Raw genomic sequence first — 13236 nt, forward strand, 5'->3', positions numbered from 1 at the left:
CAATGCGTCATCGAACGCGAGTAGACGGGCGAAGCGGCCCGCCATCTTTGGAGTATCTGTGGGAATCATGAAAAAGCTTCGCCTGGCAGCATGGGCTGCCACTTTCGCCGCCGCGGCGTATTTCCTGCCGGTCGCGCCGGCGAGTGCTCAGGCACTGAGCGCCCCGAACAACGGCCAGCTGGCCGACACGATCGCGGCAGTGGTCAACGACGGGGTCATCACGCAGCGCGAGCTGGACGAACGGGCAGGCCTCGTCGCGCGGCGTCTCACGCAGCAGGGCGCGCCCGTGCCGCCGACGGACCAGCTGCGCCTCCAGGTGCTCAATCAGATGGTGCTCGAACGCATCCAGCTGCAGAAGGCGAAGGAAGACGGCATCGTGATCGACGACGCCACCGTGCAGCGCACGCTCGCCCGCCTCGCCCAGGCCAACAACATGGATCTCGCCACGTACCGCGCGCGGATCGAGGCCGAAGGCGTGCGCTGGAGCACGTTCACGAACGACGCACGCACCGAGCTCACGCTCTCGAAGCTGCGCGAGAAGGAAGTGGACAGCAAGATCACCGTGTCGGACGGCGAGGTCGCGAACTACATCGCGAGCCAGCGCGGGCCGAACGCCGGTCTCACGAGCGATCTGCGCTTCGAGCACATTCTGCTCAAGGCGCCGCAGAATGCGCCGCAGACCGAGATCGAGGCCGCGCAGCAGAAGGCGCAGGCGCTGCTGCAACAGGCGCTGGGCGGTGCCAACTTCGAAAAGCTCGCGAAGTCCGACTCGCAGGCAAGCGATGCAGGCAAGGGCGGCGACATGGGCTTTCAACCCACCTCGAAGCTGCCGGCCGAATTCGTGACGGCGGCTTCCACGCTGCGTCCGGGCCAGGTGAACCCGTCGGTGATCCGCACCGGTGACGGTTTCGAAATCGTGCGCCTGATGGAGCGCCGCTCAGGCCAGGGCTCGCCTTCGGCGGACGCCTCGCACCTCACGCAGACGCACGTGCGCCACATCCTGCTGCGCGTGGGCGACGGCATGTCCGAGCCGCAGGCGCGCCAGAAGCTGCTCGAGATTCGCCGTGAGGTGCTGGCGGGCGGCGATTTCGCCAAGTTCGCGCGCACCTACTCGCAGGACGGCTCTTCTTCGCAGGGCGGCGATCTGGGCTGGATCAGCCCGGGCGAGACGGTGCCTGAATTCGAGCGCGCCATGAATTCGCTGCAGGACGGCCAGGTAAGCGAGCCGGTTCGCACCGAGTACGGCTACCACCTGATCCAGGTGCTGGGCCGCCGCGAAGCGCAGGGGTCGGTCGCACAGCAGATCGACCTCGCACGCCAGGCCATCGGCCAGCGCAAGGCGGAGCAGGCCTACGCCGACTGGCTGCGTCAGCTGCGCGACAGCGCCTATGTGGACTACAAGGTCGGCATGCCGTCCCTACAATAGACGGTAACGTCCGCCGTCCACTCCACGCCATGACTGCCGCCTCGACTCCTTCGTCCGCCGCCGGCGCTGCGCAAGCGCCGCTGCAAATCGCCATCACGACCGGCGAGCCAGCCGGCGTGGGGCCCGAGCTGACGGCGGCGGCACTCGCAGGCGCGGCCGCGCACTGGCCGGACGCGCAGTTCGTAGTGATCGGCGATGCGCAGTTGCTCGCGCAGCGCGCGAAAGCCGTCGGCGTGGACTGGGCATCGCTTGCGGCAAGCGGGCGGGTTCGCGTGCAGCACGTGCCGGTTGCTGTGCCGGCCGAGGCGGGCAAGCTCGATGCCGCCAACGGCCGCTACGTGCTGACGTTGCTCGATACCGCCATCGACGGCGCGATGGCCGGCACGTTCGACGCCATGGTCACCGCGCCGCTGCAAAAGAGCACGATCAACGACGCCGGTGTGCCGTTCACCGGCCACACCGAATATCTCGCCGAGCGCACCCACACGCCGCGCGTCGTGATGATGCTGGCGGGCACGGGCCAACGGCCGCTGCGCGTGGCGCTGGCCACCACGCATCTGCCGCTCAAGGACGTCTCCGCGGCGCTCACCATTGAAGGTCTGGTCGAGACGCTGCGTATCATCAACAGCGACCTGCGCCGCCATTTCGGCGTGCCGCTGCCGCGCATTCTCGTGACGGGCCTCAACCCGCACGCGGGCGAGAACGGCTACCTCGGGCGCGAGGAAATCGACGTGATCTCGCCGGCGCTGAATGCCGCGTGCGCCGAAGGTATCGACGCCCGCGGCCCGTACCCCGCCGACACGCTGTTCCAGCCGCGTTATCTGAAGGACGCCGACTGCGTGCTCGCCATGTTCCATGACCAGGGTCTGCCGGTGCTCAAGTACGCGACCTTCGGCGAAGGCATCAACGTCACGCTGGGCTTGCCCATCGTGCGGACCTCCGTTGATCACGGCACCGCGCTCGATCTGGCCGGCACGGGCCGCGCGGACGCGGGCAGCATGGTCGCCGCCGTGGACGCCGCCGTTTCCATGGCGCGGCACCGTCGCGCGGCTTGACGCGTTACGACGCTTCGCTTTCACTCTTTTCCGGTTTTCTCCATCGATGTCCAGCAGCCGACAGCACCAGGGTCATTTCGCGCGCAAGCGTTTCGGGCAGAACTTTCTGGTCGACATGGGCGTGATCGACGCCATCGTCCAACTGATTCGCCCGCAGCGCGGCGAGCGCATGGTAGAAATCGGGCCGGGGCTGGGCGCGCTCACGGAGCCGCTCGTCGAGTGCGTGGCCACGCCTGAGCAGCCGCTGCACGCCGTCGAACTGGATCGCGACCTGATCGACCGCCTGAAAAAGAAGTTCGGCGACCGGCTCGCGCTGCATGCGGGCGACGCGCTCGAGTTCGACTTCGGCTCGCTTGCCGCGCCCGGTGACAAGCCGACGCTGCGTATCGTCGGCAACCTGCCGTACAACATTTCCAGCCCGCTGCTGTTTCACCTCACCGCGTTCGCGCATTGCGTGATCGACCAGCACTTCATGCTGCAGAACGAGGTGGTGGAGCGGATGGTCGCGGAGCCGGGCAGCAAGGCGTTCAGCCGCCTCAGCGTGATGCTGCAGTACCGCTACGCAATCGAAAAGATGCTGGACGTGCCGCCCGAATCGTTCCAGCCGCCGCCGAAGGTGGATTCCGCGATCGTGCGGATGATTCCGTATGCACCGCACGAACTGCCGGACGTCGACGAACGCGCACTGGGCGAAGTAGTGACCGCCGCGTTCTCGCAGCGGCGCAAGATGCTGCGCAACACGCTGGGTGCGTTTCGCGACCGCGTGGATTTCGACGCGCTCGGGTTTGATCTGGCGCGCCGGGCCGAAGACGTGCCGGTGGAGGAATACGTGCGCGTCGCGCAGGCGGCAAGCGGCGCCGCTACGAGGCCCGACGGCGAGCCGGCGCGTTGACGAGGGCAATGCCCGCGAGCACCATGGCCGCGGCCGCGAGAAAACGCGAACTGAACGATTCGCCGAGCAGCAGCACGCCGAACGTCACGCCAAAGAGCGGCGTGAGAAACGAAAACACCGAAAGCCGCGACGCCATATAGCGCGTGAGCAGCCAGAACCACAACAGATAGCTCACGAAGGCCACGATCACAGCCTGATAGGCAAGACTCGCGAGCGTGAGCGGCGTGATCGAGACGATGGCCTCGAAGCGCGCCTGGCCTAGGCCGACCGCCAGCGCGAGCAACACCACCGCCGATACCGCAAGTTGATAGAAGAGCGTCTTGCTCGCGCTCGTGTGCGCGAGCTTCGTTGCGCGCACGACGACGGTCGTGGCGGCCCAGGCGATGCCGGCGAGCACGCCGAGCGCGTCACCGGCCACGCCGGCCAGCATCGAATGCGTGCTGTCTGCGGTGCCGCCGGGCGCGTGGTGCGCGAAGCCGTCGGCGAAGGCGAGAGCCATGCCCGCGAATGCCACGCCGATGCCCGTCCACTGCGTGCGCCACATCTTTTCGCCGCGCACGAACCAATGCAACCCAAGCGCGGTGAAGCAGGGCGCCGTGTACAGAAACACGGCCATGCGCGAGGCACTCGTGAGTGAGAGTCCGACGAAGATGCAGATGAACTCCGCCGCAAACAGCACGCCCGCAAGCAGCCCTGCGCCCAATGTGCCGTCGTCGCGAAAGAGCGGCGTGCCGCGTGTGCGTGCCCAGCCGCATACGAGCAGCGTGGCGATGGCCGAGCGCAGTCCCGCCTGGAAGAGGGGCGGCAGCACGACGTTCGTGCTCTTGATGGCGACCTGCTGAAAGCCCCAGATCGCGCACAGCACGATCATCAGTATCGTGGCGAAGCCATCCAGCGGACGGCGGGCCGGCAACGCGGCGGTGCTCATGCGTGATCGTTTCGGCAAGGAAAAGGAGCCTCACGATAGCAAAACGCTACGCCTGCCGGCGCCATGACCCCACGTTCGGCATGTGCTTGCTGCACTGCGTCGCGCGACGCGCGCCTGTTGTGTGGCTGTTGCTTGCGCCTGTTAGCGGGAAGCCCTTATCGATGCGCCATCGCCTGCGTGATGTCGAACAATTCGCTGCGCAGCGCCTTGGCCCGTTCGCGTCCGAAATGCTGCTCGAACTCCGTTTGCGCCGCGCGCCACGCCACGCACGCTTTCTCGAATACGCGCGCGCCTTTCGCGGTGAGGCTGTAGACCAAGGCGCGCGCGTCTTCGTCGGAAGGCTCGGCCGTGGCCAGCCCTTCGCGTTGCAGAGGCTTGAGTGCGCGCACGAGCGTCGTGCGGTCCATCACCATCGCGTCGGCGAGTGCGAGCATGGTGGAGCCCGGCTTGCGCGAGAGGCGCGCGAGAATCGCGAACTGCGCGGCCGAGAGACCCGACGACGCCAGATGCCGTTCGTAGATCTGCGTGACGTAGCGCGATGCCTGGCGCAGCGCGAAGCAGTTGCAGGCGTCGTAGGACGGGGCTTTGCTCATGATGCGGCTCCGGCCTGCAACTGCGCCGCGCGGCGCACTTCGTAGGCTTTCAGATGGTTGTAGGCGAGCCGCAGCACCGAGAGTGCGGCATCGTCGCGCTGGCGGTCGCCGCCGCGGCGGATCAGGTCGCCCAGCACGTGGTCGGCTTCGATGCGCGAGCCGGCCTGAAGGTCGCGCAGCATCGACGCCGTGAGCGGCGAGCCGGCAGCGAACAGCACCGCGTGCATCCGCGCGTTGAATTCGGGCCGCACCGCGTAGCCGTTGTGGGCGGCAATGGCCGAGCATTCGGCAAACAGGTTCGCGATGGCGCGCTCGCCGTCCGGCGTCGCGAGAATTTCTCCGATCGAGGCCCGGAAGAGACACGTAATGCCCGCGAGCGTCGCGAGAAACACCCACTTCTCCCACAGTTCCTGCACGATGTTCGGGCTCGCCGTGACGTCGAACCCGGCGTTGCCCATCGCCTCCACCACGGCCTGCGTGCGTTCCGAGAGGCCGCCCGCCAGTTCGCCGAACACGATGGCCTGCATGTCGTTGAGATGCACGATTTCGCGTTCGGCGTTCAACGTGGCCGCGATCAGGCACAAACCGCCCAGCACCTGCGACGCGCCGAAGCGGCGTTGCAGTTCGTCGATGTGCTGCATGCCGTTCAGGAGCGGCAGGATCAAGGTGGAGGGGCCGACCGCGGCCTGGAAGGAGTCGATGGCGTCCGCGAGATCGTAGGCCTTGCAGCTGAGCAGGATCAGGTCGAACGGCTCGCGCAGATCGCTCTTCACCACGGTCTTCACGTCGCGCAGTGTGAGATCGCCGTACCGGCTGCGCACGACGAGGCCCGCGCGGCGCAGTTCTTCGGCACGCTTCGGCCGCACGAGGAACGTGACGTCGCGTCCGGCATGCGCCATACGCGCCCCAAAATATCCGCCGACACCACCGGCGCCTACGACCAGAATTCGCATGCTTCGAGTCTCCTTGCAGGTTGCTTGCGGAAATCCGCATCGCCATGCATCAAGGGGGATGCGAGGGGCGCACGGCCCGAGTTGTGCATATGCATGCACATGCGTTCGTATGGTAGTGCAGCCTGCTCAGATCTGCTGTGCGGCGCTCGCGCGGCTGCGTTTGCGCGGAGCGGTCAACGGCGGCGAGGCTGCGGGCGCGGGCGGCGCGACGAAGAACGTCGTGGCGAAGTCGACGAACGCCCGCACCTTCGCCGCCATGAGCCGGCGGTCACGCCACGCGAGCTGCAACTCGATCTCGCCGTCGATCAGTTCGAACTCCGGCAAGATCTGCACGAGCCGGCCGCTTGCGAGTTCGCGCTCGATCATCGAGCGCGGCAGAATGCCGAGTCCCGCGCCGCCCAGCACCAGTTCCTTGTTGAACGCCGCGCTGTTCGTCGAGATGTCGTATCGCAGCGGCACCACGATCTCGTGATGCGCGTCGTACTGAGCGAATGCGTCGGCGGCATCGGCCGCATCGGTCGGAAGAGACGCGCGACTGCGAAAGCGCAGCTTCGGTTCGCGAATCGATGTGAGCATGGTGACGAAGTCGAGCGTCGCAAGATCCTCGGGCGTCTTCGGCGCTTTGCGACCTTTCATGTACTCGGCGGAAGCCGCGACCACGAGCGGAATGCGATTGATGACGCGCGTAATGGTCTGGTCGCTCGTCAGCATGTAGGGCAGCACGATGCCGAGGTCGTAACCCTCTTCCACGAGATCCACGGGCCGCTCGGCCAGCGTGAGTTCCACCTGCACGTTCGGACAGGCCACGCGAAACCCGTTGATGAGCGAAGGCAACAGCTGCACGGCCGCGGTGGCGTGCGCGACGAGCCGCAACACGCCAGAGGGATCGCGGCTGTGCTGACCGGCGTCGGCCTCCAGCGCATCCAGTTCGTTGATGACGCGCGAGCAGCCCGCATAGAAATGCTCGGCCGCTTCGGTGAGGGCGATATGCCGCGTGGTGCGTTGAAAAAGGCGCACGCCGAGCCGCTCTTCGAGGTCCGATATCGAGCGCGAGACCGCGGGCGTCGACAGCCCCACCGATTGCGCGGCGCGCGTGAAGCTTTTCGCTTCCACGACCGCGCAGAAGATCCGCAATGACTCAAGGTGATCCATACCGCCTCCTGATGCATGCCACGCCGCACGGGATTGCATCATCGCAGAAGCGCGCATTTCGCGCGTGAGGCGTCGCAAGCAGCAGTAAGAATGCGTAATGCGCCGGGGCGACGCGCGCAGCGCAGACTTGTGCATTCACACACACGGGGCCGGCAACGGTAGACGGCAAGCGGCGAGCATTTTTGGTAACCTGCGCGTTTTCACGAAGGCAAAACGGAGTACGCGATGCGCTTGCTGCACACGATGATCCGGGTCGGCAATCTCGACCGCTCGATCAAGTTCTACACAGAGCTGCTCGGCATGAAACTGCTGCGCCGCGAAGACTATCCCGAAGGCAAATTCACGCTCGCGTTCGTGGGTTACACCGATGAACGCGACGGCACCGTCATCGAGCTGACCCACAACTGGGACACCGCGTCGTATGACCTGGGCAGCGGCTTCGGCCACCTCGCCGTGGAAGTGGAAGACGCCTACGCCGCATGCGAGAAGATCAAGGCGCAAGGCGGCACGGTAGTGCGCGAAGCGGGTCCGATGAAGCACGGCACGACCGTGATCGCGTTCGTCACGGACCCGGACGGCTACAAGATCGAGTTCATCCAGAAAAAGAAGTAACTCACATCACCGGCAGCAGCTCGGGCGGGTGCTGGCGCAGCGCCTCCCGGGCTTCGCGGAACTCGGGAAAGATCGACTCCACGGTTTGCCAGAAGCGCGGGCTGTGATTCATCTCGCGCAGATGCGAGAGTTCGTGCGCGACGACGTAGTCGATCACCGAGAGCGGAAAGTGGATCAGCCGCCAGTTGAGGCGGATGCGTCCGTCGCTCGAACAACTGCCCCAGCGCGTCGCCGCTGAAGAAAGCGCATACGCGCGATACGTCACGCCCAGCTTGTCCGCATAGACCGCGAGGCGCTCGCCGAAGAGCCGCTTCGCTTCGTTCTGCAGCCAGCCTTGCACGCGGTCCTTGATCTGCTGCGGGTCCGCATGCGGCGGCAGCGGCAGTGCGAGCGCCCTTGCCGCTTCGTCGAAGGCGAGCGTGCCGTGCGGTGCCGCGAGCGTCACGCTGACCGGCTTGCCGAGATAGGGCACTTCGGCGCCGTCTTTCCATTCCACCTGAGGCAGCGCACGCTGTTCCGTGCGCGTCTGCCATTCGGCGAGCTTCGCAAAAATCCAGCGTTCCTTGCCTGCGATCGCCGCTTCGATATCCGCGAGCGTGACCCAGCGCGGCGCCGTGATGGTGAGGCCCGTACCGTCGATGGTGAAGCCGATCGAGCGGCGCGAGGAGCGCTTGAGCCGGTAGTGCAGCGTCTTCGTACCGAGCGTGAGCGCGCGCAGCTTCGTGCCGTCCGGCGCGCGTGGCGGCGCAGACGGCGAAGGCGTGAGCGGAGAGAGCGGAGAAACCGGTGCAGCAGGAAAAGCCGGCGCGGCCGGGTGGATGGACGTGAGCGGCGCAAGCGACTGCGGCGCGAGCGGCACCTGAACCGGCTCGGGAAAGAGCGGCAGGTCGAGTTGCCGGCTGTCGAGCGCCGCGGCGTGCCGCGGCCTGGGAGGCTTGTGCATCGAATTCGGCTTGGCGAAACGCTCGCAATTTACGCGTCGTTCGCGCCTCGGGGCGAAGTGCGAACGTAAGGCGGTAGCGCGTCAGATCCGGGCGGTGGTGGCGGGCGGAGCGTCCGTCACGCTGTACGCGGCAGGATCGATGCGGCGCATCTCCGCCTCGATCCACGTTTCCACGCGCGTATTCACTTCGTCGGCCGTGAGTCCCGCAGTATCAATGGGCTGGCCGATCGACACCGTGACTATACCCGGATATTTAAAAAACGAGTTGCGAGGCCACACGCGCCCGGCGTTGTGCGCGATGGGCACCACCGGCGCGCCGGTCGCGAGCGCGAAGCGCGCCCCGCCGGTCTTGTACTTGCCCTGCTTGCCCACCGGCGTGCGCGTGCCTTCGGGAAACATGATCACCCAGGCGCCTTCGCTCATGCGCTGCTTGCCCTGGCGCGTGACGGAATCGAACGCATGCTTGCCTTCCTTGCGATCGATGTGGACCATCTTCAGCATGCCCAACGCCCAGCCGAAGAACGGCACGTAGAGCAGCTCGCGCTTGAACACGTAGCAGAGCGGCCGTGGCATCACGGCGGGAAACGCGACCGTCTCCCACGCGGACTGGTGTTTCGACAGCAACACCGCCGGGCCGTCGGGCAGATTTTCCATGCCCTGCACGCGATAGCGGATACCGTTGAGCCAGCGCGTGACGAACATCGTCGTACGGCACCAGCCCACGGCCATCCAGTAGCGCCGGTCGGCGCGCATGAACGGGAAGGCGATGAAGCAGGCGGTCGCGTACGGCACCGTGAACACGGCGAAGTACACGAGCAGCAACAGCGAACGGACAAAGAGCATCGGTGTGATCCTGCAAACAGGCGTCCAGCTTCCAATGGCGAACCGCAAGCGGCAAGCGCGGTGCTGGCTGCGTTACTCGTGTTGGCTCGCGAGAAAGTCGAGCGCGAAGGCGCGCAGGTCGTCGTGGACCTTCGTGCCTTCGGGCAGCCCGCCGCCCGCGAGCGTCTTCGTACCCTTGCCGGTGCGCACAAGATGCAGCTGAAAGCCGAGCGCGGCGCCGGCCTGCAAGTCGCGCAGCGCGTCGCCCACCACCGGCGTGTCTTCAGGGCTGATCTCGAAGCGCTCGGCAATCATCTTCAGCATGCCCGGCTTCGGCTTGCGGCACTCGCACTGGTCTTCGGCCGTGTGCGGGCAGAAGAACACGGCGTCGATACGGCCGCCCACCGCGGCGGCCATGCGATGCATCTTCAGATGCATTGCGTTGAGCGCCGCCATGTCGAAGAGGCCGCGGCCGATGCCCGACTGGTTCGACGCCACGGCCACGCGATAGCCCGCCTGGTTCAGGCGCGCGATGGCTTCGAGGCTGCCCGGAATGGCCACCCACTCGTCGGGCGTCTTGATGAAGGCGTCCGAGTCCAGGTTGATCACGCCGTCGCGGTCGAGAATGACGAGCTTTCTGCTGGCATTGATTGGCATGGCAAGCTCACGCGGCGAGCCGCGAAATGTCCGCCACGCAGTTCATCTGCTGATGCAGCGCGCCGAGCAGCGCGAGGCGATTCGCGCGCAGCGCGGCGTCTTCGGCATTCACCATGACGTCGTTGAAGAACGTGTCCACCGGCTCGCGCAGCGCGGCTAGCGCGGTGAGCGCGCCCGTGTACTGGCGCGCCGCGAGCTGCGACTGCACGCGCGGAGCCACCTGTTCGAGCTGCGCGTGCAGCGCTTTTTCCGCGGGTTCCACAAGGAGCGCTGGCTGCACGCCACCGGCTGCGCCGCTCTCGGACTTCTTGAGAATGTTCGAGATGCGCTTGTTCGCCGCCGCGAGCGATGCCGCTTCGGCCAGCGCCGCGAACTCGCGCACCGCGTCGAGGCGCGCGACGATGTCGTCTAGCCGCGTGGGGTTGAGCGCCAGCACGGCGTCGATTTCGCTTGCCGCGTAGCCGCGCTCGCGCAACAGGCCCCGCAGGCGGTCCATGAAGAACGCGTAGAGAGCGTCCGTCGAATCGGCCACGTTGGGCACCGCTGCGAACTGCGCGTAAGCCGCGCGCAGCAGCGCGACGATATCGAGCGGCAGCTGTTTTTCTACGAGAATGCGCAGCACGCCGAGCGCATGACGGCGCAGCGCGAACGGGTCTTTCTCGCCCGTGGGCTGGAGACCGATACCCCAGATGCCGACGAGCGTTTCGAGCTTGTCCGCGAGTGCCACCACGGTGCCCGTGGTGGTGGCGGGCAGCGCATCGCCGGAGAAGCGTGGCTGGTAGTGCTCGCTGCATGCGAGCGCCACTTCCTCCGGTTCGCCGTCGTGGCGCGCGTAGTACGTGCCCATCGTGCCTTGCAGCTCGGGAAATTCGCCCACCATGTCGGTGAGCAGGTCCGCCTTGGCGAGCCGCGCGCCGAGCGTGGCGAGCGCGATGTCCGCGCCCATCATCTGTGCGATGCTGCCGGCGAGACCTTCCAGCCGCTCCACGCGTTGCAACTGCGAGCCGAGCTTGTTGTGATACACGACGTTGGCGAGCAGCGGAACGCGGTCCGAGAGGCGCTTCTTCTTGTCGTGCTCGAAGAAGAACTTCGCGTCGGCAAGGCGCGGACGCACCACGCGCTCGTTGCCTTCCACGATGTCGCCCGGCGTTTTCGTTTCGATGTTCGAGACAATGAGAAAGCGCGAGCGTAGCTTGCCGGCGGCATCGGTGAGCGCGAAGTATTTCTGGTTCGTCTGCATGGTGAGGATCAGGCATTCCTGCGGCACCTGCAGGAACTCGTCCTCGAAGCGGCACGCGTACACCACGGGCCATTCGACGAGCGCCGTCACTTCGTCGAGCAGCGCTTCGGGCATCACCACCTGGTCGCCGTTCGCCTGCGCGAGCAGATGCGTGCGGATGGTTTCCTTGCGGTCCGCGAAGCTCGCCACGACGTGTCCCTTGTGCAGCAGCGTTTGCGCGTAGGCGTCCGCGTTCGGAATGGCAACGAGCCCTTCCGAGAGAAAGCGATGGCCGCGCGTGGTGTCGCCCGCATCCACGCCGAATGCGCTGACGGGCACGACCTCCGCGCCATGCAGCACGGTGAGCCGATGCACGGGCCGCACGAACTGGATGTTGCTGCCGTCCGGGCGCTGGTACGTCATGACCTTCGGAATGGGCAGCTTCGAGATGGCGAGCGCCTCGTCCAGCACGGCTTGCAGCCCTTCGGCCAACGTGGCGCCGGGGGCCGAGTAGTTGAGGAAGAACGCTTCGTTCTTGCCGTCCGTGGCGCGTTCGAGTTCCGCGACGGGGAAGTCGGGAAAGCCGAGCGCCGCGAGCTTCTTCGCGAGCGGCGCGGTGGGCTGGCCGTTCGCGTCGAGCGCGACGGAGACGGGCAGCACTTTCTCGCGCACGCGCTTTTCGGGCGCGACGCTGCGCACGTTCTTCACGACGACGGCGAGGCGCCGCGGCGTGGCATAGCGTTCGAACGACAGTTCGCCTTCGATCAGGTCGCGCGCGGCGAGGCGCTGTGCGATGCCTTCGGCGAACGCGTCGCCAAGGCGCGCGAGGGCCTTCGGCGGCAGCTCTTCGGTCAGCAGTTCGACGAGCAGGGTGGCTTGGTGAGCGTGTGTCATGGAGTTCTTGGTCCCGTCATTCCTCGTCGAACTTGCGTTCGACTTTCAGCGGCGGCGCCCAGGCGGGCATCGCGGCGTCTTGTGCGTCGGTCGTGAGGCCGGGCACGCCATGCACGGGATTGCCGAGCATCGGGAAGCCCAGCCGTTCGCGCGAGTCGTAATACGCCTGCGCCACGAGCCGCGAGAGCGCGCGAATGCGGCCGATGTAGGCCGCGCGCTCCGTGACCGAAATGGCGCCGCGCGCATCGAGCAGGTTGAACGTGTGGCCGGCCTTGAGCACGAGTTCGTAGGCGGGCAGCGGGAGTTCGTTGTCCATCATCCGCTTCGCTTCGGCTTCGTAGCTGTTGAAGAAGGTGAACAGCAGATCGACGTTCGCGTGCTCGAAGTTGTACTTCGACTGTTCGACTTCGTTCTGGTGATAGACGTCGCCGTAGGTGAGGCGGCGCACTTCTGGGCCGTTCGGGCCCGGCTCTTCCCACTCGGTCCATACGAGGTCGTAGACGTTCTCGACCTTCTGCAGATACATGGCGAGGCGCTCGAGGCCGTAGGTGATTTCGCCCAGCACCGGCTTGCAGTCGATGCCGCCCACCTGCTGGAAGTACGTGAACTGCGTCACTTCCATGCCGTTGAGCCAGACTTCCCAGCCGAGGCCCCAGGCGCCGAGCGTGGGGTTCTCCCAGTCGTCTTCCACGAAGCGCACGTCGTTCTGCTTCAGGTCGAAGCCGAGCGCTTCGAGCGAGCCGAGATAGAGGTCGAGGATGTTCTCCGGCGCCGGCTTCAGCACCGCCTGGTACTGGTAGTAGTGCTGCAGGCGGTTCGGGTTCTCGCCGTAGCGGCCGTCTTTCGGACGGCGCGAGGGCTGCACGTAGGCGGCGCGCCAGGGCTCGGGGCCGATTGCGCGCAAGAAGGTATGGACGTGCGAGGTGCCCGCGCCGACTTCCATGTCGATGGGCTGGAGCAGCGCGCAGCCCTGCTTGTCCCAGTAGGACTGCAGCGTCAGGATGATTTGCTGAAACGTGAGCATGAAGTGCCTTTCGGGCAGATGGCGCCCCGCGGCCCGGCGCCGTGCGGACCGTCCGCGGCGCGAGCC

The 13236-nt window shown here is 66.4% G+C and carries 13 protein-coding genes; 4 read left to right on the forward strand and 9 right to left on the reverse strand.

Going from position 1 to position 13236, the window contains the following annotated elements; all coding sequences use genetic code 11:
- Positions 1–67 precede the first annotated feature (67 nt).
- Genes U0042_RS21325 through rsmA form a run of 3 tightly spaced genes read left to right on the forward strand, consistent with a single transcriptional unit; the run spans position 68 to position 3373 of the window.
- Entirely contained in the window at positions 68–1426 is a 1359-nt protein-coding gene (locus tag U0042_RS21325; RefSeq protein ID WP_232833226.1) for a peptidylprolyl isomerase, read from the forward strand.
- Between the two features lie 29 nt (positions 1427–1455).
- Complete coding sequence (gene pdxA / locus U0042_RS21330) at positions 1456–2481, forward strand: 4-hydroxythreonine-4-phosphate dehydrogenase PdxA (RefSeq protein ID WP_114809256.1); 1026 nt, start codon at positions 1456–1458, stop codon at positions 2479–2481.
- A 46-nt stretch (positions 2482–2527) separates the two neighbouring features.
- Positions 2528–3373 carry a 16S rRNA (adenine(1518)-N(6)/adenine(1519)-N(6))-dimethyltransferase RsmA gene (gene rsmA, locus U0042_RS21335; RefSeq protein WP_114809255.1) on the forward strand — a complete coding sequence of 282 codons (846 nt, stop codon included), beginning with the start codon at positions 2528–2530 and terminating at the stop codon, positions 3371–3373.
- Here the strand turns inward: rsmA and U0042_RS21340 are convergent.
- The 4 genes from U0042_RS21340 to U0042_RS21355 form a co-directional block, all read right to left on the reverse strand.
- Entirely contained in the window at positions 3342–4301 is a 960-nt protein-coding gene (locus U0042_RS21340; protein WP_114809254.1) for a DMT family transporter, read from the reverse strand. The genes rsmA and U0042_RS21340 overlap by 32 nt on opposite strands.
- A gap of 155 nt (positions 4302–4456) precedes the next feature.
- Positions 4457–4894, reverse strand: coding sequence for a MarR family winged helix-turn-helix transcriptional regulator (locus U0042_RS21345; RefSeq protein ID WP_114809253.1), 438 nt, complete (start codon positions 4892–4894; stop codon positions 4457–4459).
- On the reverse strand, positions 4891–5847 hold the full coding sequence (panE, locus tag U0042_RS21350) for a 2-dehydropantoate 2-reductase (RefSeq protein WP_114809252.1): 957 nt from the start codon (positions 5845–5847) through the stop codon (positions 4891–4893). The genes U0042_RS21345 and panE overlap by 4 nt, the downstream gene beginning before the upstream one ends.
- Before the next feature lie 126 nt (positions 5848–5973).
- Positions 5974–6999, reverse strand: coding sequence for a LysR family transcriptional regulator (locus U0042_RS21355; RefSeq protein WP_114809251.1), 1026 nt, complete (start codon positions 6997–6999; stop codon positions 5974–5976).
- A gap of 225 nt (positions 7000–7224) precedes the next feature.
- Here U0042_RS21355 and gloA point away from each other — a divergent pair, with 225 nt between their 5' ends.
- Positions 7225–7611, forward strand: a complete 387-nt coding sequence (gloA, locus tag U0042_RS21360) for a lactoylglutathione lyase (protein ID WP_114809250.1) — start codon at positions 7225–7227, stop codon at positions 7609–7611.
- Between the two features lies 1 nt (position 7612).
- On the opposite strand, the gene U0042_RS21365 is transcribed toward gloA, so the two are convergent.
- From U0042_RS21365 to glyQ, 5 genes are all read right to left on the reverse strand, one after another.
- On the reverse strand, positions 7613–8554 hold the full coding sequence (locus U0042_RS21365; RefSeq protein ID WP_114809249.1) for a M48 family metallopeptidase: 942 nt from the start codon (positions 8552–8554) through the stop codon (positions 7613–7615).
- A gap of 81 nt (positions 8555–8635) precedes the next feature.
- On the reverse strand, positions 8636–9397 hold the full coding sequence (locus tag U0042_RS21370; protein ID WP_114809248.1) for a lysophospholipid acyltransferase family protein: 762 nt from the start codon (positions 9395–9397) through the stop codon (positions 8636–8638).
- 72 nt (positions 9398–9469) lie between these two features.
- Positions 9470–10033, reverse strand: coding sequence for a D-glycero-beta-D-manno-heptose 1,7-bisphosphate 7-phosphatase (gmhB, locus tag U0042_RS21375; RefSeq protein ID WP_114809247.1), 564 nt, complete (start codon positions 10031–10033; stop codon positions 9470–9472).
- A gap of 7 nt (positions 10034–10040) precedes the next feature.
- Positions 10041–12146, reverse strand: coding sequence for a glycine--tRNA ligase subunit beta (glyS, locus tag U0042_RS21380; RefSeq protein ID WP_114809246.1), 2106 nt, complete (start codon positions 12144–12146; stop codon positions 10041–10043).
- A gap of 16 nt (positions 12147–12162) precedes the next feature.
- Positions 12163–13170 carry a glycine--tRNA ligase subunit alpha gene (gene glyQ / locus U0042_RS21385; protein WP_114809245.1) on the reverse strand — a complete coding sequence of 336 codons (1008 nt, stop codon included), beginning with the start codon at positions 13168–13170 and terminating at the stop codon, positions 12163–12165.
- Positions 13171–13236 lie beyond the last annotated feature (66 nt).

Source organism: Paraburkholderia kururiensis (genome assembly GCF_034424375.1).
In the GTDB taxonomy this organism is placed as follows: Bacteria; Pseudomonadota; Gammaproteobacteria; order Burkholderiales; family Burkholderiaceae; genus Paraburkholderia; species Paraburkholderia kururiensis_A.